This is a genomic window from Microbacterium sp. BWR-S6Y (assembly GCF_041379845.1).
Lineage (GTDB): Bacteria > Actinomycetota > Actinomycetes > Actinomycetales > Microbacteriaceae > Microbacterium > Microbacterium hydrothermale.
Window position 1 is genome coordinate 289,571 of the sequence record NZ_JBFECV010000004.1, and the last position, 23,666, is coordinate 313,236.

Sequence of the window (23,666 nt, forward strand, 5' to 3'; positions counted from 1 at the left end):
GTGGCCGTCGTGATTCCCATGCTCCGCCGCTCGCCCGCGCAGACGGTCGTCGCCCAGGCACAATCGCCCTACCACCGCACCGACTTCACCCCGGCGCGTGCTCCGGGTCTCGTCCGGGGGCGGAAACCCACCGCGCTTTACTGGGAACGCCCGCGCGACGGCTTCTCCCGCCGCGCGAGGCCCGGGGAGGGGACACCATGACTGCGAGGAGCGACCGACTGGTGATCGTCTGCACGGCGAACGTGATCCGATCGCCCTTCGTGGCAGGCCTGCTCGCCTCGCGCATGCCCTCCTCTCTCGGGCAGCGGCTCATCCTCGACAGCGCGGGCACGATGGCGCGTCCGTCCATCCCCGCTGACCCTCGGGTCGTCGCTCTCGGGCGTACCTACGGCCTCGATCTGGACCCCCACCGCTCCCGGCGACTGGATGAGGGAGTCCTCCGCACCGGTGACACCGTCCTCACCGCTGAGCGCGCGCACAAGCGGGTCGTGCTCGATCTGCGGCCCGACCTCATCTCATCCGTCTTCACCCTGCGTGAATTCGCGCGTCTGGCTGAAGCGGTCCAAGGGAGGGCGTCGAGCTGGGCGGGTCTCGTCCAGGCGGTGTCGCGAGCTCGTCTCACGCTACGGCGGACGCACGACGAAGACGACGACGTCGTCGACCCCGTGGGCGGGCCCGACGCTGCCTGGCTGGCGTTCGAGCGCCAGGCGACGCAGGCCGTCTCCACGATCCTGGGTGTGGTCGCCACACTCGCCCCACCGGTCCATCCGGAAGGGAGCGCGGCGCCGATCCTGACGCGTCGTGAGTACCGGCGGTCGCGGGAGTTCTCCGTGCTGGATCGCCGCTCGACGCGGAAGGGCTGACATGTTCGACTTCGGATTCGACAAGATGATCGTGGTGGCCGTTCTGGTCGGCATCATCCTCGGCCCCGAGCGGTTGAGGGAACTCCGGCGTGCCCTTCCTCGACACCTCGGCCGTCTTCACGAGCTCTACCAGCAGGGCCGGGCGCAGGTCGTCGACGAGCTCAATGAGTTCGCCCCCGACTGGCGGGAATACGATCCGCGGCAGCTGCATCCGCGGCGCATCCTCCAGGACCTCAACGCGGCAGCGGCCGCCTCGGCGGTCGAACGGGCGACGTCGACAGGCGGTCCGGGTGAACCGACCGGTCGACTCGACGATGCGCGCGAGGTGCACGGGCACGGCGTCCCGGAGTCAGCGGGTTCCGCGCATTCGGCGCTCGCGGACGGCGACGGTGCAAGGCCCGACCCCGCTCCACCCGGGGCATCGGGCTCGAAGCCGCGCATCCGGCTCGAGGGTTCGTCCGCGTCCGAGGGTGAGGCGGACCGGGACGAGTGATCCGGTGCCCCGTGTCACCGCGCGGCACAGAACTCCCGCGCTGACCGCCCGCGGTGCGGTCGAGGACGGGTCAGAGCCGGGCGGGTCGTCGCAGGGGCCCGCCCGTCGACGGGAGGCGAGTCCCCTCCTCGGACTCCGCGCGGGCGATGACCCGGCCCAGTCCGATGCCCGTTGCGAGAGCGACGATCACCCAGATGGACGCGGCGATGATGGCGACGATGAGAGCGATCATGGGACTACTCCTTCGGAGTCCGCCCACCGGTCGGTGGTGCGCTCACCGTACCGCCTTCGCCGGTGAGACGTCACGTGCGGCGCGCCGTCTGGTCATCGAGGTCGGGAGAACGTCTTCCGCACGATGCGCAGCAGACCGAGGAAGCCGAACAGGCCGATGACCGCTCCGAGAACGGCGAAGAGGGTGACGGAACCGCCCAGAAGCGGGCCACCACCCGAGATGACCAGGACGACGGCGATCACGACGGCGGCGATCGACACGAGCGTCGAGGCGACCTCTGCCGTCACGCGTCCGAGGATGCCGCTCACGTCGCTGCCGTCATCGCTGCGCAGGGTGACCCCGATCGCCCCCTTCTCGACACCCGAGAGCAGGGCGTCGATCCGCTGCGGCATCCGCTCGAGGCGCGCCAGGTTGATCACGCTCTGCGCCTGCAGGTCCGTGGCCATGCGCTTCATCGAGAGCGTCCGACGCAGCAGGGTCGGCATGAGCGGCAGGGCGCGGCCCACCATGTCGAAGTCATCGACGAGGACGCGGAGACACCCCTCGAGGGTGGCGAAGCTGCGGAACGCCGACGCCAGCTCGCCGGGGAGGGCGATGCGGTGCTGGCGGATCACGTCGACCATCCGCGTGAAGATCGATCCCTGGCCGTCCGTGCGCAGGTGCTCGGTCGTCAGGACGATCCCGACGTCGTGACGGAAGGCGTCCAGGTCGAGGTCGTCGGGCGGGTCGACGATCAGCAGCAGCGCGTCGGCTGCGGCGACGTCGTTCTCGCTCAGCGCGGCGAGCAGGAGCGCCGTCAGGTGCTGCCGTCGACTGCGTTCGATGATCCCGACCGCCCCGAAGTCGATCATCCCGAGGGTGTCGTCGTCGGTGAGCAGGACGTTGCCGGGGTGCAGATCGGCGTGGAACACGCCGTACACGAGGATCTGCTCGATCACCGTCGACATCAGGGTCTGGGCGAGTCGGTCGCGATCCTCGGGGGAGAGGGACGCGAGCCGCACGGCGCTGTCGCTGAGCGCGGCGCCGCCGACCAGCTCCATCGTGAGCACGCGCTGATTCGAGGCCGCGGCGAAGACGCGCGGGGCCGTGACGACCCCGCGCCGATCGGGCTCGGCTCGGTCGATGAGATCCAGGGTGGAGCGGATCATCCGGGTGTTGCGGGCTTCGATGCGGTAATCGAGCTCTTCCAGAAGAGTGCCCGTGAACCCTCGCGCGACCGACTCGATGCGCAGGTCGCGGCCCACGCGGGTGCGCATCTCGGCGCGATGGGCGAGACGGCCGATGATGTCGGCATCCGCCTCCACCTGGGCTCGCGCCGCGGGGCGCTGCACCTTCACGACGACGGGCGTGCCGTCGTGGAGATGGGCGCGGTGCACTTGCGCCACGGATGCCGCGGCGAGGGGGACCGGGTCGACGTCGGCGTAGATCTCGTCGATCGAGACGCCGAGGTCGTCTTCGATGACGGCGCGCACGGTCTCCCACGGGAGGGTGGTCGCGTTCGTCTGAAGAGAGGAGAGGGCCGTGAGGTAGGGCTCGGGGATGAGGTCGCGACGCGTGGAGAGGACCTGCCCGAGCTTGACGAAGCTGACGCCGGCATCGTTGATGGTCGCCACGATCGCGTTCGCTCGCTCTTCGGTCGTGCTGAGCTGTTCTTCGACCCGTGAGCGACCGCCGTGGAAGAGCCATCCGACTCCGTGCCGTGAGGCGATGGCGAGGATCTCGAGATACCTGCGGGTGCGCTTGCGCTGACGCAGCGCGGCGCGCACGAGGTCGATCGGGTTCGGCAAGGGCCGCGTCGGGAAGATCGCCTCGCTCGCGACCAACGCCGCGACCCCGAGGGCGAACACCCACGCGAGGGAGAGGACGATCAGACCGATCCAGAGCCAGACGTCCGCCGCGGGGACGAGTGCCGTCGCCTCGGTCAGACCGGTCTGCCGAAGGGTCCATTGCGCCGACGGCACACCGAGGAAGAACACCAGCAGACCGACGATGATGCTCCGCGGCCATCCGACCGCGGTGCCCAGGATCCGTCGCGCGACGAACCCGACGAGCACCGCCGACACGACGGCGGAGATCGAGATCAGGATGGTCGCCCCCACGGGGCTCAGCGTAGCCGCCCGTTCAGCCGAGCACGGGGAGGGCGCAGGAGGGGCAGCGCCACCACGCGTGATTCCGAGTACCGTGCGGCTGCGTCGTGATTCTGCAGGAGGGACACCGTGGCGCGAATCCGACCATCACGTCGTCGTCGTGGGCAGAGATACCGGGGACCGGGCGGGAGACGGACGTGATCATGGTTCCTCCTGTGGGGAGCATTCTTGCATGCGCATGCGCGCGCGAGGTCGTCATCCACAGGGGCGACGTCATCCCCCGATCCGTTGCGCCAGCTCGCCGATGACCGTCCCCAGATCACCCGCTCGATCGATGGATCCGACCACCACGGCGACGAGGGGGAAGACCGTCACGACGAGTGCGACGACGATGGCCGACGCGGCGAGTGTCCAGGCCGCCGCGGTGCGCCGCCGGGTGGCGGAGCCGACGAGCAAGGCGACCACCAGGACGGACCCCATGATCGTCGTCACGGAGACGGCGAGCACGGGGAACGGGATGAGGCCCGCCGTGCTCGCGGTCGCGCCGGCGAGCACGCCCACGAGGGGCAGAAACGCCAGGAGGGCGATGAGGACGACGGTGACGGCGGAGATGAGCGCAGCGACGGCACTGCGGCGAGAGCGGATCAGGGTGCCGCTCGACAGGGAGCGGGACATGGGGATTCCTCCTCGGGATGTCTCGGGGATCGTGATGCGGGTCAGGAGCGGAGTTCGCGCAAAGTGCGACGCGCCCGCTTCTTCGCGGCGCGAGCCGCCTTCTCAGCGGTCTTCTTGCGTCGACGCCGGGCCCGCGGGTCGTCCCAGAGCCGCACGATCTGGTGGCCGACGGACTCTCGCTTCTTCACCTGGACGCGCGTGGCGCGTGTCCCCGCGACGTAGGCCACGAGGGCGACGACGCCGATCAGGATGAACTTGTTGCGCATGGCATCCTCCTTCTGCACGGGGCCCGGAGCCGGAACGCACCGAACCGTCACCTTGGAGACGTGTCGGCCCGCCCATTCGTCACGCCGAGGGGGATATCCGTCGAATCGGCGCTCGGGAACGGTCGATCCGACGTCGTCGGACGGCGGTGTCGCGCGGGCGGCGCGCCCCGCGTCGCTCCCGGACTCGAGACGACGAACGCCCCGGCCGATGGCCGGGGCGTTCGCGGGTGTCTCGGGTCAGGGGCGACCCATGCCGAAGTATGACCACCCGGCGGCGCGCCACGCGACGGGGTCGAGGCAGTTGCGACCGTCGACGATCACACGCCCTCGCGCCAGCGACGCGGCGTGCTCGGGCGACAGCTCACGGCGGTACTCGTCCCACTCCGTCACGACGATGACCGCGTCGGCGTCGCGGAGCGTCTCATCGAGATCGGCTTCGTAGGTCAGCTGGGGGTGGATGCGACGCGCGTTCTCGATCGCGGCCGGGTCGGTGAGGGTGACGTGCGCGCCGAGGCCGTGCAGACGCACGGCGACGTCGAGCGCGGGGGAGTCGCGGATGTCGTCGCTGTGCGGCTTGAAGGCCGCACCCAGAACGGCGATCTTCTTCTCGAAGACGCTGCCGCCGAGGGCGTCCGTCGTCAACTCGACGGCGCGATCGCGGCGCCGGAGGTTGATGGCGTCGATCTCGCGGAGGAAGGCGACCGACTCCCCTCGACCCAGCTCTTCTGCGCGCGCGGAGAAGGCGCGAATGTCCTTCGGGAGGCATCCGCCGCCGAAGCCGATGCCGGCTCCGAGGAAGCGGCGACCGATGCGCGCATCGTGTCCGATGGCGTCGGCGAGAGTGGTCACGTCGGCTCCGGTGACCTCGGCGATCTCGGCGATGGCGTTGATGAAGCTGATCTTGGTCGCCAGGAACGCGTTCGCGGAGACCTTGACGAGCTCGGCCGTGGCGTAGTCGGTGACGATGAAAGGCGTGCCCTTCGCGATCGACGGGTGGTACACCTCGCGGAGGACGTCCGCGGTGCGCTCGCCGTCGGCGGTGGGCGCTCCGTCCTCGGAGGGGACCCCTGCGACGAGTCGGTCGGGGTCGATGGTGTCTTGGACGGCCCAGCCTTCGCGCAGGAACTCGGGGTTCCAGACGAGGACGGCGCCGCGGTCCGCGACGCGCGGGGCCAGGCGGGCCGCCGTGCCCACGGGGACCGTGGACTTGCCCGCGACGATGTCGCCCTCGCTGAGGTAGGGAAGGAGGCCGTCGACGGCCGCATCGACGTAGGTGAGGTCGGCGGCGTGACCGCCCGCCTGCTGCGGCGTGCCGACGCCGATGAAGTGCACCTTGGCGCCCTGCGCCGCCGACATGTCGGTCGTGAAGGACAGGCGCCCCGAGGCGATGCCCTCCGAGAGGATCTCCTGCAGACCGGGCTCGAAGAACGGCGCTTCACCCTTGGAGAGCGCGGCGATCTTGCGCTCGTCCACGTCGATGCCGACGACCTCGTGCCCGATCGACGCCATCGCCGCCGCGTGCACGGCTCCCAGGTACCCGCAACCCACCACAGACAAACGCACGATCAGAGCCTTTCAGATTCACGTCGACGCGACACGGTGACACCGGTTCGCGGACCCGCGAGGGAGCGCAGGATTCTCACGCGGCCGTCTCGCCCGGCGCCAGGGCGGCGCGGGCGGTCTTGCCGAGGATGACGAAGTCGCCGAGCAGGGTCCAGTTCTCGACGTAGGAGAGGTCGAGACGGACCGATTCCTCCCACGACAGCGAGGACCGCCCGCTGACCTGCCAGAGTCCGGTGATACCCGGCTTGGCGAGGAAGCGACGGTGGACGTGGTCGGCGTAGACCGCCACCTCGGAGGGCAGCGGGGGACGGGGACCGACGAGTGACATCGAGCCGCCGATCACGTTGAACAGCTGGGGGAGCTCGTCGAGGCTGAATTTGCGCATGATCCGTCCGATCGGCGTCACGCGCGGGTCGTTCTTCATCTTGAAGAGAACCTCATTGCCCGCGTCGCGCTCCTGCGTGGCGAGCTGCTCGAGGAGGTCCTCCGCGTTGACGACCATCGAGCGGAACTTGATCATCGTGAATTCACGGCCGCGGAACCCGACGCGGGTCTGACGGAAGAAGACCGGTCCGTCGCTCGACAGGCGTACGGCGATCATGAGGAAGACGAGCAGCGGGCTCAGCAGGATCACGCCCACGGACGCAGCGACCAGGTCGACGCTGCGCTTGAGGAAGCTCTGACCGCGCGAGAACTTCGGCGTCTCGACGTGGATGAGCGGAAGGCCGGCAACCGGGCGCGTGTGCAGGCGCGGGCCGGCGATGTCGATGATGCTCGGCGCGAGCACGAGGTGCTGCCGACCGGCTTCGAGGCTCCAGGAGATTTGCTTGACCTTGTCGGCCGGCAGATCGTCGGCGCTGGTGATGGCGACCGTGTCGGCACCCGTGACCTGCAGCGCTCGGGTGACGTCGCCCACGTGGCCCATGACGGGGATCGTGGTGCCGGGGATGACGTCGGCGATCTTGCCGTTCGGCACGCAGGCGCCGACGACGCGGTAGCCGGCACTGGGCGAGCGACCGAACTCCCGGGCGAGCTGGGTGACCGACGGCAGCGAGCCCACCAGGAGCACGTTCGCCGAGTACAGACCGCGCGAGCGCTGGACAACCAGCCACTGCCTCCACATCCAGCGCGTGAAGATGAGGACCAGGATGCCGAGAGGCAGGCTGATCAGCAGGTAACCGCGGGCGACGTCGATCTGCGTGAGGAACGCGATGATCGCCACCGTGCCGAACAGGCGGAAGCTCGCGTCCGCGATGCGCACGTACTCGGCCGATCCGGTGCCGATGACGCGGTCGCTGCGGGAGTCGACGAACGACAGCGCCCACATCCACGTGACGATGAGGATGGCGGAGAACACCCAGTAGGAGAGATCGCTGATGCGACTGTCCCGCCCGGCGGCGACCTGGGCGTTTCCGAGGCCGAACCAGAGGAGCTGGGTTCCGTAGACAACCCAGACGAGGGAGAAGAGGTCCGTCAGCGCGAGGTTGCGGCGGTAGCGGCGCCGCCAGGGGTCGCGGCGGTACATGGGGGTCGGGTCCGCGGTCTCGCGGAGCCCGGGTTCATCGAGCGGGTCCGCGTCGGCGGATGCCGTGTTCAGCTGCAGGTCAGACGTCACGATGTGCAGCTCCTCCCCCCGCCGGCGAGCAATTCGGCCTACCCCGTGAACGATAACAGCCCGAACTCACCTGCCAAGTCACCCTGCGTCTCTTGTCACGAGCCTGAAACACGTCGGTACTCACCCGATAACTCACCTGACAGGTGAATCCGCGTGGGCGCGACGGCGACGCCGGGGGCGCGGTTCCCACAGGCGGTGGTGGTCCCGCGCGAGCGGTTCCCCTACACTCGGGCAGCGGATCGGCTGATGAGGCCGTCGCGAGATCACGCCCGCGCCGCGGGACGGATGCCCACCCGCCGCCCGGAGGAACACGATGAGCCGCGTCCCGCCGCCCCTCACCGGCGTGCGGCGCGAAGGATCGGCCGGTCTCATCGCGGCGATCGCCATCGCCGCGGTGCTCTTCGTCGCCGTGGCGGCGATCTTCGCCTTCGCTCTGCTGCGGCCCGCCGGGGATCCCGCCGCGATCGATCCGGTCGCGTCGCCGTCCTCCTCCCCGACCGCGACGGTGGAGCCGACCCCGACACCCACAGCGACGCCGACTTCGTCCGCCACCCCGACGACGCCGAGTCCCCCCGTGTCGCCCGCCGCGCAGGTGTGCGAGGGGGCTCCGACGCTGCTCACCATCTGGGCGCACCCCGACGACGACATCATCTTCGCCAACCCGACCATCTCCGACGCGATCGCCGCGGGGGAGTGCGTGCGGACCGTCTTCGTCACGGCGGGCGACGCGGGCAAGGGCATGGAGTACGTGCAGGCGCGAGAGCTCGGCATCCTGCGCGCCTACAACGCCATGCGCGGGCGGGAGGGGCTCTGGCACGCCGACGAAATCACCCTCGACGCGGGCCTGCACATCCGCCGGCTCAGCCCCGACGGTGACGACCGCATCTCGGTGACCTACGTGCGCCTGCCCGACGGCAACATCACGGACGGCGGTTTCGCCGCGACCGGCTTCGCGACCCTGAGCAAGCTCTTCGACGGCTCGCTCGCCTCGCTCGCGCCGGTGGACGGCGGACCCGCGATCGACCGCGACCACCTCGTCGCGTCGCTGCGCGAACTGGCCGACGCGGTGCGGCCGACGCGCACCCTCACGCACATTCCCCGCGGAAGCGCATTCGCGCCCGGGGATCACCCCGACCACTCGGTCGTGGGGTCCCTGGTGCGTGACGCCCTGTCGTCCGATGCGGCGGTGGCCCCCGGCATCCGCTACTTCGTGGGGTACCCCTCGGAGAATCTGCCCCGCAACCTGGACGGCGCGGTGCTGGACGCAAAGGTGGACACGTACCGGATCTACACGCAGCAGGACAGCGTCATCCGCTGCGCCGATCGCGGCGGCTGCCTGAAGACGCGCAAGTTCGGCGAGTGGTTGCAGCGGTCGTACCCGAAGACCGAGGCCGAACTGCAGCTCGGATGATCAGTCGTCCGTGGTGAGGGCGTCCTCGACGGCCGCACGCGCCTCGCGCTCGGCGATGATGTCGACGAAATCCTTCACGGGCGCGTCCGCGTACTTGTCCACCGCCGCGACGGCCTCGTCGTGGACGACCTCGTGCGGCACTTCGGGGAAGCGGTCCTGCACCCGCTCCTCGACACCCGCGATCGTCTGAGCCTTGTCGAAGCCGTCTTGGCGCTGCGTCATGTCGGATCCTCAGTGCTCGTAGGTGCCGTGCAGGATGGCACGACCGATCGTCTTGAACGCCAGGTTGAACGAGACCACGGCGGGGCTCGCATCGCGATCGACGCCGAGGGAATCCTCGCCCACCGCGTGGACGACGAAGAAGTAGCGGTGGGGCTGATCGCCCTGCGGGGGAGCGGCGCCCATGAAGCCGGCCTCGCCGCCGTCGTTGCGCACGTGGAACGCCGCGCCGGTCAGGTCACCGGAGGCGGCGCCGGTGGCGAGCTCGTGCACGTCGGCGGGGATGTCGACGAGGACCCAGTGCCAGAAACCGCTCGGTGTCGGGGCGTCCGGATCGAAGCAGGTGACGACGAACGACTTCGTGCCCTCCGGCGCTCCGGACCACCGCAGGTGGGGGGAGGTGTTGCCCTTCTCGGCGACCTGATCGTCCTTCAGGGGCTGCCCGTCGGTGACGTCGTCGCTGACGACGTCGAACGAGGCCGTGGCGGGAAGCAGCGGGTACGGATCGGGCGTCTGGGGGCGGGTGAGATCGACCATGCTCGGCACGATAGGACGCGGCGATGACGACTCGGCAGGGCTTGCGTGCGGGACCGGGGGAGGTTAGCGCTCAAGGGGCCAGAGCGAGGAGGGATCGGGCGGCGTCGTGGCATCCGTCCGGGGTGGGCAGGCCGTAGTCGACCTCGATCACCTCGCGCAGGTCCGCGGCGAGGTCGTCCACGCTCGGTTCGACCTCGAGGGCTTCGAGGATCGGGAGGATCAGGTCGTCGTACTCGTCGTCGGGCCAACCCGGACCGATGAGGTGGACGCCGATCGGATCCCAGTCGTTGAGGACGGCGCGCACCCGGAGGGCGATGGGCGACAGCGACCGCGGCGGTGAGGACGTCTGCATGACGGAGAGTGTTGCGAGCGTCCTTAGGTGCCGGCTGAGCATCGGCCATGGACCAGGTGGGCTCACCGACGCCGGGCCTTCACCCGCGGGATGATCGTGAGGTCGAACGGCTCGCTATGTCCCTGACGTCGCGCCGACGCGGGGTTTCGCGTGCGGTGAGCGACGCGCTTCGCGGTACCGTCGACGTACGCCTGAGGGCGAGGGGGAACCCGCACATCCGTCGCCGGGGGGCGCAGCACAGGACGGAGTCGCCGTGAGTGACATCGACGAGCCATCGGGCGCCGGACCCGCGCGGGGCGACGGGTCGGGCGGCGCCGCGAACGGCGGGGCGGACAGTCGCCGGCCGAAGGTGTCGCGTCGCGCCCTGCTCCTCGGCGGCCTGGCCGTGGGTGGCCTGGCCGCGATCGGTGGCGGCGCCCTCGTCTACCGCGACCTGCGACGTGCCGACGGTCCGGACGGGACGTGGGTGAAGCTGAGCCCGATCGTGCCCCTGCCCCGCGACGCCCCGCGCGACGCGTCACCCGCCTTCGAGGAGCCCGGAGCGGACACCACCGTCGCGGTGTGGGCGCACGCCGACGACGACATCATCTTCGCCAACCCCCATCTCGGCGAGCTGATCTCGTCGGGTGCCACGCTGCGCACGATCTTCGTCACCGCCGGAGACGCGGGTCGCGGACTCGGCTACGCGGAGCAGCGCGAGGCGGGGATCCGCGCCGCCTACGACGAGATGCGCGGCAGCACGGCGCCGTGGGACACGCGGCAGATCACGCTGCTCAGCGGGGCGCGCGTGACGCGCTTCGTCCCATCCGACGATCCTCGGCTGTCGATCACGACGCTCCGCCTGCCGGACGGGAACCTCAGCGCGAAGGGGTTCCCCAGCACGGGGGATGCCGGGCTCACGCAGCTCATCAACGGCATCGTGCCCGCGCTGGCGCCGATCGACGACGGTCCCACCCTGGACGCGAGTCGACTCTCGGACACGATCGCGGAGCTGATCCACGCCGGTCGGCCCGATCGCATCACCACGAACATCCCGCACGAGAGCGCGTTCGCCCGCGGCGACCACCCCGATCACTCGTGCGTCGGTTCGCTCGTGCGCGCCGTCGCGCCGACGGTGGGGGTGGATGCCGCGGCGGTGACCTACTACATCGGCTACCCGTCCAAGCGGCAGCCGGTGAATGTGATCGGCGCTCCGCTGGACGCGAAGGTCGGCGTGTACCAGGTCTACGCCGCGAAGGACCCGGTCGTCACGTGCGGGGACGCGGCCGCGTGCCTCGCCCAGCCCGGTTTCGGTCAGTGGCTTCGTCGCTCGTACGGCAAGACCGAGGACGAACTGCAGCTGTCGTGAGACACGAACGCCGCCCGCGGGAAGCGGGCGGCGTTCGCTCTGCCGGAGGCGGACCCAGGACGGGGCGCGCAGCGGTGTCAGTCCTCGGAGACGGTGACCGTGACCTCGATGTTGCCGCGCGTGGCGTTCGAGTACGGGCACACCTGGTGCGCCTGGTCGGCGAGCTCCTGCGCGAGCTCGTGCTCGACGCCGGGGAGGACCACCTCGAGCAGCACGGCGAGCTGGTACCCGCCCTGCCCGTTCGGGCCGATCTGCACGCGGCCGCCCACGGAGGAGTCCTCGAGCGTGATCTTGCGGCCGCGCGCGACGGCGTGCAGCGCGCTGTGGAAGCAGGCCGCGTAGCCCGCGGCGAACAGCTGCTCGGGGTTGGTGCCCGCGCCGGAGCCGCCCATCTCCTTCGGCGGGGCGACCTCGAGGTCGATGTAGTCGCCGGCGGTCACGTGACCGGTGCGGCCGTGGCCGGTGGAGACGGCTTCTGCGGTGTAGAGAACGTCCATGGGGGTTCCTTTCTGTGGACGAGGAAGGGGGAGTCGGATCAGGTCCGGGGCCGAGGGGCGCCCGCGGCCCCGATGATCGCGTCGGGGTGGTCGCGCAGGTCTTTCATCGCCTCGGTGAGCTGGTGCAGGGCGTCGATGAGCTCGCGCGCACTGTCGGCGTCGGTGAGGCCCGCCCCGGCGGCGATGCACCGGGGGACGTGGGAGAGCTCCTCTCGCAGCTCCGCCCCGCGTTGGGTGAGGGCGACCGACACCATGCGTTCGTCGTCGGCCCGGCGGGTGCGGGTGAGATACCCCGACGACTCCATGCGGGCCAGCATCGGGGAGAGGGTTCCCGAGTCGAGCTGCAGCGCATCGCCGAGACTCTTGACGGTCTGCTCGCCGTCGTTCCAGAGCGTCACCAGCGCGATGTACTGCGGGTAGGTGAGGCCCCAGGGCTCGAGGAGCACGCGGTACGCCTGCGTGGTCGTGCGATTGGCGGCGTAGAGCGCGAAGCACACGAGCGAGTCGACGGCGGGCATGCGACAACAATTGCACACAATTAAATTGTGCACAACCGAGTAGGTTCGCCGCCCTTCCGGCTGCGGTGTCAACCCCTGCCGTCGGGATCCCTCACGGGTGACGATGGGCGCATGATCCGCCGTAGCGACGCGAGCTTCACGGCGCCGTCGGGTTTCCTTCCCGACGGCGACCGCGACCTGCTCGCCATCAACGGGCATCACTTCGAGCTGGGCGACTCCGCCGCCCCGCTCGGAGGCGACCTCGCCTGAGTCCGCCGCGCCGGGAGCACCGCTCCGGCGCCGGACGCGCGCGCCCGACCGACGTACGGCCCGCCGTGGAACGCTCCTTAGTCCCGCGGTGACCGATCTCGCGGCGCGTCTTCGTCGTCCTCGACCGGATGCCGGGTCACCAGCAACTCCGCGACCCGTCGCCGGTCCACCGCGCTGACCTGCAGCGTCGCACCGTCGACCTCCACGGTGTCGCCGACCCGCGCGAGGCGGCCGAGCCGCTCGACGACGAATCCGGCGACGGTGTCGGAGGCGCCCCGGGGCAGGGTCACGCCGGTCGCCTCCTCGAAGTCCTGCAGGTTCAGGCGGCCCTCCACGGAGCCGTGCTCGCCCTCGGCCAAGGGTTGCTCGGCCGCGTCGTCGTACTCGTCGAAGATCTCGCCGACCACCTCTTCGACGAGGTCTTCGAGCGTCACGATGCCGTCGGTGCCGCCGTACTCGTCGACCACGACGGCGATGTGACTTCCTTCCGCGCGCATGGCCGTGAGGGTGGGCAGCACGCGCGCCGTCGACGGGATGTAGCGGATCTCGCGCACGACGGCCGTGAGCGGGCGCGAGGTGTCCTCGTAGAGGTCGCGCACGTGGACGAACCCGATGACGTCGTCGACCGTGCGCTCGGCGACCGGGTAGCGCGAGTACGGCAGGTCGCGCACGCGCTGTACGGCGTCGGCGATGGAGCCGGCGGCATCCAGGGTCACGACCTCCGTCCGCGGGCGCATGACCTCGCTGACGTGGCGGTCGCGCAGCGAGAGGACGTCGTCGAGGATGCGGCGCTCCTCGGCGGGCAGCCCCTCGTGGCTGGAGACGATGTCGCGCAGTTCCTCCTCGGTGAGTTCTTCACCGGTCTTGTCGGGGTCGCCGCCCAGCAGGCGCACCAGCACGTTGGTGGAGATCGACAGCAGCCAAATGACGGGCCGCATGAGGGTCGCGAAGCCGTTGAGCACGGGAGCGACCCCGTAGGCGAACGCGGCGTTCCGCTGGATCGCGAGCCGCTTGGGGACGAGCTCGCCGAGGACGAGCGACAGGTAGGCGATCACTAGCGTCAGGGCGATCGTCGATACGGTCGCCGCGATCGGCTCGTCGAGTCCCCACGCGACGAACAGGGGCGTCACCGACGGGGCGATCGACGATGCGCCGTAGGCCGCGGACGCGAACCCCGCCACGGTGACGCCGATCTGGACGGCGGACAGGAACGTGTTGGGGTTGCGAGCGAGATCGACGACCTTCTGCCCGCGACGACCCCGCGCGGCGAGGGCGTTGACCTGGCTCTCCCGGAGCGTGACCAGGGCCATCTCGGTGGCGGCGAAGACGCCCCCGATCAGCACGAAGACCACGACGAGCACGATGTTGAGGGCGAGGTCGTTCATCGTCGCTCCGCCCCCACCTGCTCCGAGCCCGCACCCGGGCTGACCCGGGCACGCGGACTGTGGGCGTCGGCGTCAAGAGCGTGGCGCATGCGCCGAGTGTAGTGAGCGCCGAGGGTCCGGATGCCGGGGAGCACGGGGCTTGCGCAGCCCGTGCGCTTCTGCTGCGTCAGCGCACGCTGCCGTCGGTCCCGGACACGCGGACCGTGGTGCCGCCGACCAGGTCGATCTTCCAGATCGGGGTGCCGTCTTCGCTCTCCAGGCTCGCTTCCTCGATGCGCGCGTCACCGGAGGCCCGGGAGGCGGCGATCCGGACGGCATCCGCGAGCGTCGTCGTGGTGGCCTGGAGGGCGGCGGCGTCATCGGTGTCGAGACCCTCGGCGTCGTCGGAGGACTGCGCCTGGGACCCGTCGGCGCTGACGACGACCTCGACCTCCTGATCGCCGACGGCGACGTGGATCTGCCACCGGCCGTCGTCGGTGCCGAGCTGGAACGCCCGCCCTCCCGCATCGGCTTCGGCGGTGGTGACGGCCCGCACGGCGTCGCGGTCCGTGGCGGTCAGATCGCCTCCGCCGGGGGCGGAGGGCGCGCACGCCCCGAGGGCGAGGGGCGCGGCGACGAGGAGGGCGACGCTCAGGGGGCGGATCGAGGCCATGCCGTGAGGGTAACGACGCACCACCCGCTCTCCGCAGAGCTTGCGTCGCCGCGGCTGCTGTGCGTCGCGGCCCGTCCTGACGGCGAGCGTTACCAAGCCGAGAGGACATCGTCAATGCCGGGGTCGCGTTCAGGCAGGGCGCGAACGATCACCTGCATGAGCGAGATCACCGCACACCATGGACTTCTGACCGACATCGACCTGCACGTCGACGACACCGGCGGCTCGGGGCGACCCGTGGTGCTGATTCACGGATGGCCCCTGTCGGGCGAATCGTGGGCGCACCAGGTTCCGGCCCTCGAGGCGGCCGGTCACCGGGTCGTCACCTACGACCGCCGTGGTTTCGGTCGCAGCGACAAGCCGCGCACCGGGTACGACTACGACACCTTCGCCGACGACCTGCAGGCGGTCCTCGAGGCGCTCGACCTGCGCGACGTCACCCTCGTCGGCTTCTCGATGGGCGGGGGAGAGGTCGCCCGCTACCTGACGCGTCACGGCGCCGACCGCGTGCACAGCGTCGTCTTCGCCGCGGCCGTCCCGCCGTACCTCGCGAAGACGGAGGACAATCCCGAGGGCCCCCTCGACGACGAGACCGCCGACGGCATGAAGAGCGGCCTGAAGGATGACGAGAAGTCCTTCTACCACCAGTTCACAACCGACTTCTTCTCGGTCGACGGCACGCTCACGGTCTCGCTCGAGGAGCAGGCCGAGGCGGAACGCCTGGCGAACCAGGCCGACCACCACGCCGCGCTGAAGTCGATGGAGGCGTTCGCGACCACCGACTTCCGCGGCGATCTGCCCCACGTCACCGTGCCCACCCTCGTCATCCACGGCGACAGCGACGCGACGGTGCCGTTCGAAGGATCCGGCAAGCGCACGCACGAGGCGATCGCCGGCAGCGAGCTGCACGTGGTCGCCGGTGCGCCCCACGGCGTCAACGTGAGCCACGCCGACGAGTTCAACCGCGTCCTCATCGACTTCCTGAAGCGCTGACCTCCCCGGAGCTCCGGCCGATCCGGAGCTCCGAGCCGAACGGTGCGCCCCACTCTCGCCCGCGCCCGCGGGGGATGCGCCGATCCTCCGATGCCCCGTCGTCCGATGACGACGGGGCATCGTCGTGCGGGCGCCCCGGTGTCGACCATGCGGTGACCGGGCAGCACCGGGCGGGCGACCGGGCGGGTGAACCGCGGCGCGGCGGGCATCCCACCCTCCGGCGCGGCTCCCGGACGATCGGGGCATCGCCCTACGGTGGCGGCCATGACCGATGCCTCCGACGCGCCGACCCGATCCGCGCGCCGTCGACGGCAGCGCGCCCCGCGTCCCTGGCGGACGGGCGAGTCGACGACCCGCCGCTGGGACCTCGAGATGCTGGCCTGGGCCGTTTGCGCGCTCGGCGCGGGCCTGCTGGCCGGGCGGGCGGCATCCGCTCTCCTTCCGCTCGAGACGGCGGAGGGCGGCGCGCGGGCGGTCGTCTGGGTCGCGATGGGGGGCGCCGTCGCCCTGGCCCTCTCGCGGTCGAGGCCGCGCGGGCTCCTGAGAGTGCGTCTCGTCGACGCGCTCTACGGCGTCGTCTTCGGCCTCGCCCTGCGCGTGCTGCAGGGGGTCGTCGCCGGGATCCCCGACGGACCCGCTCCCTGGCCCTCGATGTTCTCGGTCGGCGGGGCCCTCCCGGAGTCCTTCGTCGTCGACGCCCTCGCCGACACGCTCGTCGCCGCGACGCTGGAGGAGTTCTTCTTCCGCGGGGTGGTGCTGATCTGCGTCTACGTCCTCGTGCGTCGCTTCAGCGGTCGCGTCGCCGCGGGGATCGCCGCCGTCGCGGTCGCGACGGCCCTCTTCCTCATCGCGCACCTGGTCTCCGGCAGCGCCGCCGGTCTCGATCCGATCGCGCTCGCCGCCGTGGGCGTCGTCACCGGGGCGTTCGTGCTCGGAACGGGGAGGATCTGGCCGGCGGTCGCGGTGCACGTGGTCTTCAACGCCTCGGGTTATCTGCTGCTCGCCGTCGGGACGCTCCTCGCGTGAGACCGTCGCCGTTTGGCGATGGCATCCGGATGACGTAGTCTTGATCTTTGGTGCCTGCCTCTCTGCGAGCGGGTCACCCGAACGTGAGCCCTCCACCGGCCCTGTTCCCTCGTCTTCCGGGCGGTGAACGGACCACCGGAGCGGGATTCACGAACTCCTCCGTTCGATCAAGAAAGCAGCACTACTGTGACGCGCACTTTCACCCCCAAGGCCGCTGAGGTCACGCGCGAGTGGGTCGTTATCGACGCCACCGACGTCGTTCTCGGCCGCCTCGCCTCGCACGCGGCGGTCCTCCTCCGCGGCAAGCACAAGGCCACCTTCGCCAACCACATCGACTCCGGCGACTTCGTCATCGTGATCAACGCCGAAAAGGTGGCGCTCACGGGTCAGAAGCTCTCGCAGAAGAAGGCGTACCGCCACTCGGGCTTCCCGGGCGGCCTCAAGTCCGTCACCTACGACGAACTCCTCGAGAAGAACCCCGTCCGCGCGGTCGAGAAGGCCATCCGCGGCATGCTGCCCAAGAACAGCCTCGGCGCGGCGCAGCTCAAGAAGCTCAAGGTCTACCGCGGCGCCGAGCACCCCCACGGTGCCCAGCAGCCCACGGCATACACCTTCGACCAGGTCGCCCAGTAAGCGCCGCCGGATAAGGACGAAACAGTGTCGAACATCGACTCCAGCAACTACAGCACCGAGACGCCGGCCGAGCAGTCCGTCGTCGCCGCCGAGCGCCCCGTGCTCTCGGTTCCCGGCGCAGCCGTCGGCCGCCGCAAGCAGGCCATCGCCCGCGTGCGCCTGGTCCCCGGCTCGGGCACGATCACGGTCAACGGCCGCACGATCGAGGACTACTTCCCGAACAAGCTGCACCAGCAGCTGATCAACGACCCGTTCACGGTGCTCGAGCTCGCGGGCTCGTACGACGTGATCGCGCGCATCTCCGGTGGCGGCCCCTCGGGTCAGGCCGGCGCGCTGCGCCTCGGCATCGCCCGTGCGCTCAACGAGATCGACGCCGAGAACAACCGCCCGACCCTGAAGAAGGCCGGCTTCCTCTCGCGCGACGCCCGCGTCAAGGAGCGCAAGAAGGCCGGTCTCAAGAAGGCCCGCAAGGCGCCTCAGTACTCCAAGCGCTGAGTTCGAACCTCCGTATGCCTCTTTTCGGCACGGACGGGGTGCGGGGGCTGGCCAACGGCCTCCTCACCGCCGAACTCGCGCTGCACCTGGCCCAGGCGACTGCTGTCGTCCTGGGCCAGGGCCGTTCTGCGGAGGCGCGAAAGGCCGAGGGTCGCCGACTCACGGCCGTCGTCGCGCGCGACCCGCGCGTGTCGGGGGAGTTCCTCGCCGCCGCGGTCGCCGCAGGGCTGGCCTCCTCGGGGGTCGACGTGCTCGACGCCGGAGTGATCCCCACCCCCGCCACGGCCTTCCTCATCGCGGACCACGACGCCGACTTCGGCGTGATGGTCTCGGCGTCGCACAATCCGGCTCCCGACAACGGCATCAAGATCTTCGCCCGCGGCGGAACCAAGCTCCCCGACATCGTCGAGCAGCGCATCGAGCGCGCCCTCGAGGGGGAGCGTCTGCAGCCCACCGGTGCCGGTGTCGGCCGCATCCGTCGCTTCGCCGACGCCGAAGACCGCTACGTGCTGCACCTGCTCGGCTCGCTGCCGCATCGGCTCGACGGCATCCACGTCGTGCTCGACTGCGCTCACGGCGCGGCGGCCGGGGTGTCGCCCGAGACGTTCAAGGACGCCGGTGCGCAGGTCACGGTCATCGGGGCCGAGCCCGACGGTCTCAACATCAACGACGGCGTGGGCTCCACCCACCTCGACGTGCTCGCGGAAGCGGTCGTCCGCCTCGGTGCCGACGTGGGCATCGCGCACGACGGCGACGCTGATCGCTGCCTCGCGGTGGACGCGCAGGGCAACGTCGTCGACGGCGACCAGATCATGGCGATCCTCGCGGTCGCGATGAAGGAGCGCGGTGCGCTCGCCGACGACACGCTCGTGGCGACGGTGATGAGCAACCTCGGACTTCACCGGGCGATGCAGGAGCACGGCATCCGTGTTCTGCAGACCGGGGTGGGCGACCGCTACGTGCTCGAAGCGATGAACGAGGGGGGCTACTCCCTCGGCGGCGAGCAGTCCGGACACGTCATCATGAGCGAGTTCGCCACGACCGGCGACGGACTGCTGACCGGTCTGCACCTCGTGGCCGAGATGGCGCGCCAGGGCAAGACGCTCGCGGAGCTCGCGTCGATTATGACCGTGTACCCCCAGGTGCTCGTGAACGTGCGCGGCGTCGACCGCGACGGTGTGAGTGACGAGGGCGTACAGGCAGCAGTCGCCGCGTCGACCGCCGAGCTGGGCGATTCCGGTCGCGTGCTGCTGCGCGCGTCGGGCACCGAGCCGCTCGTGCGCGTGATGGTCGAGGCGGCGTCGGAGGACGTCGCCCGGGCCCACGCGGACCGGCTCTCCGAGGTCGTCCGGGAGCGCCTGGCGCTCTGACGTCCATTCGCGCGAAAGCCCAGGGGTCCCGCCGCGGGGCTCCTGGGCTTTCGTCGATTCCGGGTCGCCGGCAGAACCGGCGCGCGTCCTCCCGCGGTCGTCAGTACTCGAGCGACTCGATGTAGCGCAGCAGGACGCCCTCGCGCAGCGCCCACGGAGAGACCTCGAGCTCCTCGACGTCCATCGCCTTCATGGCCCGTTCGACGACGATCGCCGCCGCGACGATCTGGAAGGTGCGGTCGGCGGTGATCCCCGGGAGCGCTTCGCGCGCGTCGGCGGGGATGCGGGCCAGGCGGGGGATCCAGTCCTTCAGCTCCTTGCGGGGCAGGACCATGCGGTCGATGCCCGACCAGCCCGGCACGGGATAGCCGGCGAGCTTGGCCAGGGAGCGGATCGCCTTCGACGATCCGATGACGTGGTCGGGTCGGGGGAGCGCGGCGAAACGCTCGGCGACGGGGGCGAGGACGGATGCCGCGTGCTCGCGCAGCGCGTCGATCTCGTCGTCGCCGGGTGGGTCGTGAGGAAGGAACTGCACGGTCGAGCGCCCCGCACCCAGGGGGACGGACTCCGCGAGATCGGGGAGTTCGTCGGCGCCGCCGGCGATCTCGAGCGAGCCGCCGCCGATGTCGAACAGCAGGATCTGGCCCGCCGACCACCCGAACCAGCGCCGCACGGCGAGGTAGGTGAAGCGCGCCTCGGTTTCGCCCCCGAGCACCTGCAGGGGCTGGCCGAGCGCCTCCTCGATGAGCGCGATGACCTCCTCGCCGTTCGTCGCGTCGCGCACGGCGGAGGTCGCGGTGGCGAGGAGTTCGTCGACCCCCTCGGCGCGGGCCCGATCGCGGGCGGCGGTCACGGCATCCACCAGTCCGGTGATCCCCTCGGCGGAGATCGACCCGTCGGCCTGCAGGTAGCGCATGAGGCGCAGCACCGAGCGGTGCGAGCTCGTCGCGGTGGGGCGACCGCCCGCGCGGGCGTTGGCCACCAGGAGGTGGACGGTGTTCGAGCCGATGTCGAGGACTCCCAGGCGCACGGTCCGAGCGTAGCGGGGCGTCCGATCGGCGGGAGAACTCCCACGCGGCATGCCCCTCCCGCGCGGCGCGGCCGCAGCTGCACGGCCGATCGTCCGACGGCGTCGTCGTCGGCGGGGAAGCGCAGCCGGGCCGCCGGGGAGGGGGCGGACTCGCGGGTAGCATGAGCGAGTGTCCGCCGCCGAGACAGCCGCTCCCGCACCGTCGCTGAGCCCCTACCGTCAGATCGACCGCGACGATTGGGCCCGCATGGCCGGCGGCCTCGAGCAGCCGCTCACCGAGAACGAGATCGTGCAGTTGCGGGGCATCGGCGACCGTCTCGACCCGCGAGAGGTCGCGGAGGTCTACCTGCCGCTCAGCCGACTGCTGAGCCTCTACGCTCGCGCGACGCGCCGCCTCGGGGCCGACACGAGCGAGTTCCTCGGCGAACCGGATGCCACGACCCCCTTCGTCATCGGGGTGGCCGGTTCGGTCGCCGTGGGCAAATCGACCATCGCCCGCCTGCTCCGCGAGCTCATGAGCCGCTGGCCCGACACCCCGCGCGTCGAACTGGTCACCACCGACGGCTTCCTCTACCCGAACGCCGAGCTCGAGCGACGGGGGCTCATGGACCGCAAGGGGTTCCCCGAGTCGTACGACCGTCGAGCGCTCGTGGAGTTCCTCAGCGAGGTCAAGTCGGGAGCCGAAGAGGCGCGCGCACCGTTCTACTCGCACGTGCGGTACGACATCATGCCCGACGCGCACGTCACCGTGCACCGTCCCGACGTGGTCATCGTGGAGGGACTGAACGTCCTGCAGCCGCCGCCGTCGCCGAACGAGGTCGCCGTGAGCGACCTGTTCGACTTCTCGATCTACGTGGATGCCGACGCGGCCCACATCGAGCGCTGGTACGTCGACCGCTTCCTGGCGTTGCGCGACAACGCCTTCACCAACCCCACCTCCTTCTTCCGCGTGTTCGCCGACATCAGCGACGAAGAGGCAGTGGAGCGCGCCCTGGGGTACTGGCGCGAGATCAACCTCCCCAACCTGGAGGAGAACGTGCTGCCCACGCGGCACCGCGCCAAGCTCGTGCTGCAGAAGGGCGCCGACCACACCGTCGACTCGGTGCTGCTGCGCAAGCTCTGACGCCGCGCCGACGTCGTCGAGAACCGGATGCCACGGGTTCGTCCGACGCGCGGACAGGCGCAGACGGCCGGGGAGGGGTTCGTCCATCCCCGCCCCGTAGACTCGGGGACCATGTGCGGAATCATCGGTTACGTGGGTCCTCGGCAGAGCCAGGACATCCTTCTGGCGGGGCTGTCGCGTCTGGAGTACCGGGGGTACGACTCCGCGGGCATCGCCGTGATCGACGGCGACGGTGCACTCGGGATGCGCAAGCGCGCCGGCAAGCTGGCGGTGCTGCGCGACGACCTCGAGGCATCGCCGATGGCCAACGGCACGACCGGAATCGGTCACACGCGCTGGGCGACGCACGGCGGCCCCACCGACGCCAACGCGCACCCCCACCTCGCCGACGACGACAAGCTCGCCGTCATCCACAACGGCATCATCGAGAACTTCGCCGAGCTCAAGAGCGAGCTCGTGGGCGAGGGCTTCAGCTTCCGCAGCGAGACCGACACCGAGGTCGCCGCGGTGATGATCGGTCGCGAGTACGCGAAGTCCCAGGACCTCGTCGCCGCCTTCCGCGCCGTCGTGTCGCGCCTCGAGGGCGCCTACACGCTGCTCGCGATGCACGAGGACCACCCGGGCCTGGTCGTCGGTGCGCGGCGCAACTCGCCGCTGGTCATCGGCCTGGGCGAGGGCGAGAACTTCCTCGGCTCCGACGTCGCCGCGTTCGTCGAGCACACTCGCAACGCCCTCGCGATCGGCCAGGACGAGATCGTCGCGATCACCCCCGACGGCGTCGAGGTCACCGACTTCTCGGGCGCCCCCGTCGAGGTCGAGGCCTTCGAGGTCACCTGGGACGCCTCGGCGGCCGAGAAGGGCGGCTGGTCGTCGTTCATGGCCAAGGAGGTCTCCGAGGAGCCCGAGGCCGTCGCGAACACGCTGCGCGGTCGCATCCACGAGGGCCGCGTCGAGATCCCCGAGCTCGAGGGCCTCGACGACTTCCTCGCTGACATCGACCGCATCCTCGTCATCGCCTGCGGCACCGCCGCGTACGCCGGCATGGTCGGCAAGTACGCCCTCGAGACCTGGACGCGCGTGCCCGTCGACGTCGAGCTCGCGCACGAGTTCCGCTACCGCGACCCGGTGCTCTCGCCCCGCACGCTCGTCGTGTCGATCAGCCAGTCGGGGGAGACCATGGACACCCTCATGGCCGTAAAGTACGCCCGCTCCCGCGGCGCGAAGACCCTGTCGATCTGCAACACGCAGGGCGCGACGATTCCGCGCGAGTCCGACGCCATCGTCTACACGCACGCCGGCCCCGAGGTCGCCGTGGCCTCGACGAAGGCGTTCGTGGCGCAGATCACCGCGCTGTACCTGCTCGCCCTGCACGTGGGTCGCGTCCGCGGCGCCGTCGACCCGGTCGTCGCCGTCGAGGCCGTGACCGAGCTCGAGGCCGTGCCCGGCAAGATCGCCCGCGTGCTCGAGACCGAGCAGTCGCGCATCGAGCAGCTGGCGCACTGGATGGCAGACACCCGTTCGGTGCTCTTCCTGGGCCGCAACGTCGGTTACCCGATCGCTCTCGAGGGGGCGCTGAAGCTCAAGGAGCTCGCGTACATCCACGCCGAGGGCTTCGCCGCCGGGGAGCTCAAGCACGGCCCGATCGCCCTGATCGAGCCCGGTCAGCCGGTGTTCGTCGTCGTGCCGTCGCCGCGCGGCTCGGGCGAGATGCACAAGAAGGTCGTCTCGAACATCGAGGAGATCCGCGCCCGCGGTGCCCGTGTCATCGCGATCGCGGAAGAGGGCGATGTCGCGGTGCTCCCCGCCGCCGACGAGGTGCTGCGCATCCCGCTCGCCGCTCCGCTGTTCGAGCCGCTGCTGGCGGTCGTGCCGCTGCACATCTTCGCGATGGGCCTGGCCGAGGCCAAGGGCCTCGACGTCGACCAGCCGCGCAACCTGGCGAAGTCGGTCACGGTCGAGTAAGACCGTCGATCGCGGGGGTCGGATGCCGTGGCATCCGGCCCCTTTCCCGTTCCCGACCCGAGGGGCGGAGGG

General features: G+C 70.6%; 26 protein-coding genes. 12 read left to right on the forward strand and 14 right to left on the reverse strand.

Annotated features, from left to right (window positions below):
• Positions 1–197 precede the first annotated feature (197 nt).
• Positions 198–863: a hypothetical protein gene (locus AB1K56_RS10825; RefSeq protein WP_371205637.1), complete on the forward strand. Its 666-nt coding sequence runs from the start codon at positions 198–200 to the stop codon at positions 861–863.
• A 1-nt stretch (position 864) separates the two neighbouring features.
• On the forward strand, positions 865–1,356 hold the full coding sequence (locus tag AB1K56_RS10830) for a twin-arginine translocase TatA/TatE family subunit (RefSeq protein ID WP_371205638.1): 492 nt from the start codon (positions 865–867) through the stop codon (positions 1,354–1,356).
• Between the two features lie 70 nt (positions 1,357–1,426).
• Here AB1K56_RS10830 and AB1K56_RS10835 read toward each other — a convergent pair whose 3' ends face one another.
• The 6 genes from AB1K56_RS10835 to AB1K56_RS10860 all read right to left on the reverse strand — a co-directional run bounded on the left by AB1K56_RS10835 (position 1,427) and on the right by AB1K56_RS10860 (position 7,794).
• The gene (locus tag AB1K56_RS10835) at positions 1,427–1,588 is read right to left on the reverse strand and encodes a hypothetical protein (protein WP_167494135.1); all 162 of its coding nucleotides are present in this window, start codon (positions 1,586–1,588) and stop codon (positions 1,427–1,429) included.
• A 92-nt stretch (positions 1,589–1,680) separates the two neighbouring features.
• Entirely contained in the window at positions 1,681–3,687 is a 2,007-nt protein-coding gene (locus AB1K56_RS10840) for an ABC1 kinase family protein (protein ID WP_371205639.1), read from the reverse strand.
• Between the two features lie 261 nt (positions 3,688–3,948).
• Positions 3,949–4,350 carry an MFS transporter permease gene (locus AB1K56_RS10845; protein WP_371205640.1) on the reverse strand — a complete coding sequence of 134 codons (402 nt, stop codon included), beginning with the start codon at positions 4,348–4,350 and terminating at the stop codon, positions 3,949–3,951.
• 41 nt (positions 4,351–4,391) lie between these two features.
• Positions 4,392–4,616, reverse strand: a complete 225-nt coding sequence (locus AB1K56_RS10850) for a hypothetical protein (protein ID WP_136585895.1) — start codon at positions 4,614–4,616, stop codon at positions 4,392–4,394.
• 237 nt (positions 4,617–4,853) lie between these two features.
• The gene (locus AB1K56_RS10855; RefSeq protein ID WP_371205641.1) at positions 4,854–6,179 is read right to left on the reverse strand and encodes a UDP-glucose/GDP-mannose dehydrogenase family protein; all 1,326 of its coding nucleotides are present in this window, start codon (positions 6,177–6,179) and stop codon (positions 4,854–4,856) included.
• A 76-nt stretch (positions 6,180–6,255) separates the two neighbouring features.
• Complete coding sequence (locus AB1K56_RS10860; protein WP_371205642.1) at positions 6,256–7,794, reverse strand: sugar transferase; 1,539 nt, start codon at positions 7,792–7,794, stop codon at positions 6,256–6,258.
• Between the two features lie 313 nt (positions 7,795–8,107).
• On the opposite strand from AB1K56_RS10860, the gene AB1K56_RS10865 reads away from it, so the two are divergent.
• Positions 8,108–9,205: a PIG-L family deacetylase gene (locus tag AB1K56_RS10865; protein ID WP_371205643.1), complete on the forward strand. Its 1,098-nt coding sequence runs from the start codon at positions 8,108–8,110 to the stop codon at positions 9,203–9,205.
• Here the strand turns inward: AB1K56_RS10865 and AB1K56_RS10870 are convergent, their stop codons facing one another.
• The 3 genes from AB1K56_RS10870 to AB1K56_RS10880 all read right to left on the reverse strand — a co-directional run bounded on the left by AB1K56_RS10870 (position 9,206) and on the right by AB1K56_RS10880 (position 10,313).
• Entirely contained in the window at positions 9,206–9,427 is a 222-nt protein-coding gene (locus AB1K56_RS10870; RefSeq protein ID WP_371205644.1) for a three-helix bundle dimerization domain-containing protein, read from the reverse strand.
• A gap of 9 nt (positions 9,428–9,436) precedes the next feature.
• Positions 9,437–9,961, reverse strand: a complete 525-nt coding sequence (locus AB1K56_RS10875; RefSeq protein WP_371205645.1) for a YbhB/YbcL family Raf kinase inhibitor-like protein — start codon at positions 9,959–9,961, stop codon at positions 9,437–9,439.
• A gap of 70 nt (positions 9,962–10,031) precedes the next feature.
• On the reverse strand, positions 10,032–10,313 hold the full coding sequence (locus tag AB1K56_RS10880) for a hypothetical protein (RefSeq protein WP_371205646.1): 282 nt from the start codon (positions 10,311–10,313) through the stop codon (positions 10,032–10,034).
• A gap of 253 nt (positions 10,314–10,566) precedes the next feature.
• Between AB1K56_RS10880 and AB1K56_RS10885 the strand changes: the two genes are divergently transcribed.
• Positions 10,567–11,661: a PIG-L family deacetylase gene (locus AB1K56_RS10885; RefSeq protein WP_371205647.1), complete on the forward strand. Its 1,095-nt coding sequence runs from the start codon at positions 10,567–10,569 to the stop codon at positions 11,659–11,661.
• A gap of 77 nt (positions 11,662–11,738) precedes the next feature.
• On the opposite strand, the gene AB1K56_RS10890 is transcribed toward AB1K56_RS10885, so the two are convergent.
• Both AB1K56_RS10890 and AB1K56_RS10895 read right to left on the reverse strand, forming a co-directional pair.
• The gene (locus AB1K56_RS10890) at positions 11,739–12,158 is read right to left on the reverse strand and encodes an organic hydroperoxide resistance protein (protein WP_371205648.1); all 420 of its coding nucleotides are present in this window, start codon (positions 12,156–12,158) and stop codon (positions 11,739–11,741) included.
• A gap of 38 nt (positions 12,159–12,196) precedes the next feature.
• A complete protein-coding gene (locus AB1K56_RS10895; RefSeq protein ID WP_371205649.1) occupies positions 12,197–12,676 on the reverse strand; it encodes a MarR family winged helix-turn-helix transcriptional regulator in 480 nt (159 codons plus the stop codon).
• A 111-nt stretch (positions 12,677–12,787) separates the two neighbouring features.
• Between AB1K56_RS10895 and AB1K56_RS10900 the strand changes: the two genes are divergently transcribed.
• Positions 12,788–12,925: a hypothetical protein gene (locus AB1K56_RS10900; RefSeq protein WP_167494134.1), complete on the forward strand. Its 138-nt coding sequence runs from the start codon at positions 12,788–12,790 to the stop codon at positions 12,923–12,925.
• A gap of 77 nt (positions 12,926–13,002) precedes the next feature.
• Here the strand turns inward: AB1K56_RS10900 and AB1K56_RS10905 are convergent, their stop codons facing one another.
• The gene (locus AB1K56_RS10905; protein WP_371205650.1) at positions 13,003–14,310 is read right to left on the reverse strand and encodes a hemolysin family protein; all 1,308 of its coding nucleotides are present in this window, start codon (positions 14,308–14,310) and stop codon (positions 13,003–13,005) included.
• Between the two features lie 166 nt (positions 14,311–14,476).
• A complete protein-coding gene (locus AB1K56_RS10910; protein ID WP_371205651.1) occupies positions 14,477–14,962 on the reverse strand; it encodes a hypothetical protein in 486 nt (161 codons plus the stop codon).
• A gap of 156 nt (positions 14,963–15,118) precedes the next feature.
• Here AB1K56_RS10910 and AB1K56_RS10915 point away from each other — a divergent pair, with 156 nt between their 5' ends.
• The 5 genes from AB1K56_RS10915 (at position 15,119) to glmM (ending at position 19,479) form a co-directional block, all read left to right on the forward strand.
• Positions 15,119–15,955 (forward strand): alpha/beta fold hydrolase, encoded by an 837-nt coding sequence (locus AB1K56_RS10915; RefSeq protein WP_371205652.1) that lies wholly within the window; start codon positions 15,119–15,121, stop codon positions 15,953–15,955.
• 264 nt (positions 15,956–16,219) lie between these two features.
• Positions 16,220–16,981 (forward strand): type II CAAX prenyl endopeptidase Rce1 family protein, encoded by a 762-nt coding sequence (locus AB1K56_RS10920; protein ID WP_371205653.1) that lies wholly within the window; start codon positions 16,220–16,222, stop codon positions 16,979–16,981.
• A 186-nt stretch (positions 16,982–17,167) separates the two neighbouring features.
• A complete protein-coding gene (rplM, locus tag AB1K56_RS10925; protein ID WP_058624377.1) occupies positions 17,168–17,614 on the forward strand; it encodes a 50S ribosomal protein L13 in 447 nt (148 codons plus the stop codon).
• Positions 17,615–17,638: 24 nt separating this feature from the next.
• Positions 17,639–18,109, forward strand: a complete 471-nt coding sequence (rpsI, locus tag AB1K56_RS10930) for a 30S ribosomal protein S9 (protein WP_058597862.1) — start codon at positions 17,639–17,641, stop codon at positions 18,107–18,109.
• Between the two features lie 14 nt (positions 18,110–18,123).
• Complete coding sequence (glmM, locus tag AB1K56_RS10935) at positions 18,124–19,479, forward strand: phosphoglucosamine mutase (RefSeq protein WP_371205655.1); 1,356 nt, start codon at positions 18,124–18,126, stop codon at positions 19,477–19,479.
• A 100-nt stretch (positions 19,480–19,579) separates the two neighbouring features.
• Here the strand turns inward: glmM and AB1K56_RS10940 are convergent, their stop codons facing one another.
• Complete coding sequence (locus tag AB1K56_RS10940; protein ID WP_264630045.1) at positions 19,580–20,509, reverse strand: Ppx/GppA phosphatase family protein; 930 nt, start codon at positions 20,507–20,509, stop codon at positions 19,580–19,582.
• Positions 20,510–20,678: 169 nt separating this feature from the next.
• Here AB1K56_RS10940 and coaA point away from each other — a divergent pair, with 169 nt between their 5' ends.
• Both coaA and glmS read left to right on the forward strand, forming a co-directional pair.
• Positions 20,679–21,632: a type I pantothenate kinase gene (gene coaA, locus AB1K56_RS10945; protein ID WP_136585880.1), complete on the forward strand. Its 954-nt coding sequence runs from the start codon at positions 20,679–20,681 to the stop codon at positions 21,630–21,632.
• A gap of 111 nt (positions 21,633–21,743) precedes the next feature.
• Positions 21,744–23,594, forward strand: a complete 1,851-nt coding sequence (glmS, locus tag AB1K56_RS10950) for a glutamine--fructose-6-phosphate transaminase (isomerizing) (protein ID WP_136587193.1) — start codon at positions 21,744–21,746, stop codon at positions 23,592–23,594.
• The last annotated feature ends 72 nt before the right edge of the window (positions 23,595–23,666 follow it).

What these genes read in the sequence shown, in the direction of transcription:
- AB1K56_RS10825 (WP_371205637.1), top strand. Translation starts at nt 198, where the DNA reads ATGACTGCGAGGAGCGACCGACTGGTGATCGTCTGCACGGCGAACGTG.
- AB1K56_RS10830 (WP_371205638.1), top strand. Translation starts at nt 865, where the DNA reads ATGTTCGACTTCGGATTCGACAAGATGATCGTGGTGGCCGTTCTGGTC.
- AB1K56_RS10835 (WP_167494135.1), bottom strand. Translation starts at nt 1,588, where the DNA reads ATGATCGCTCTCATCGTCGCCATCATCGCCGCGTCCATCTGGGTGATC.
- AB1K56_RS10845 (WP_371205640.1), bottom strand. Translation starts at nt 4,350, where the DNA reads ATGTCCCGCTCCCTGTCGAGCGGCACCCTGATCCGCTCTCGCCGCAGT.
- AB1K56_RS10850 (WP_136585895.1), bottom strand. Translation starts at nt 4,616, where the DNA reads ATGCGCAACAAGTTCATCCTGATCGGCGTCGTCGCCCTCGTGGCCTAC.
- AB1K56_RS10865 (WP_371205643.1), top strand. Translation starts at nt 8,108, where the DNA reads ATGAGCCGCGTCCCGCCGCCCCTCACCGGCGTGCGGCGCGAAGGATCG.
- AB1K56_RS10870 (WP_371205644.1), bottom strand. Translation starts at nt 9,427, where the DNA reads ATGACGCAGCGCCAAGACGGCTTCGACAAGGCTCAGACGATCGCGGGT.
- AB1K56_RS10875 (WP_371205645.1), bottom strand. Translation starts at nt 9,961, where the DNA reads ATGGTCGATCTCACCCGCCCCCAGACGCCCGATCCGTACCCGCTGCTT.
- AB1K56_RS10880 (WP_371205646.1), bottom strand. Translation starts at nt 10,313, where the DNA reads ATGCAGACGTCCTCACCGCCGCGGTCGCTGTCGCCCATCGCCCTCCGG.
- AB1K56_RS10890 (WP_371205648.1), bottom strand. Translation starts at nt 12,158, where the DNA reads ATGGACGTTCTCTACACCGCAGAAGCCGTCTCCACCGGCCACGGCCGC.
- AB1K56_RS10895 (WP_371205649.1), bottom strand. Translation starts at nt 12,676, where the DNA reads ATGCCCGCCGTCGACTCGCTCGTGTGCTTCGCGCTCTACGCCGCCAAT.
- AB1K56_RS10900 (WP_167494134.1), top strand. Translation starts at nt 12,788, where the DNA reads ATGATCCGCCGTAGCGACGCGAGCTTCACGGCGCCGTCGGGTTTCCTT.
- AB1K56_RS10905 (WP_371205650.1), bottom strand. Translation starts at nt 14,310, where the DNA reads ATGAACGACCTCGCCCTCAACATCGTGCTCGTCGTGGTCTTCGTGCTG.
- AB1K56_RS10910 (WP_371205651.1), bottom strand. Translation starts at nt 14,962, where the DNA reads ATGGCCTCGATCCGCCCCCTGAGCGTCGCCCTCCTCGTCGCCGCGCCC.
- AB1K56_RS10915 (WP_371205652.1), top strand. Translation starts at nt 15,119, where the DNA reads ATGAGCGAGATCACCGCACACCATGGACTTCTGACCGACATCGACCTG.
- AB1K56_RS10920 (WP_371205653.1), top strand. Translation starts at nt 16,220, where the DNA reads ATGACCGATGCCTCCGACGCGCCGACCCGATCCGCGCGCCGTCGACGG.
- glmM (WP_371205655.1), top strand. Translation starts at nt 18,124, where the DNA reads ATGCCTCTTTTCGGCACGGACGGGGTGCGGGGGCTGGCCAACGGCCTC.
- glmS (WP_136587193.1), top strand. Translation starts at nt 21,744, where the DNA reads ATGTGCGGAATCATCGGTTACGTGGGTCCTCGGCAGAGCCAGGACATC.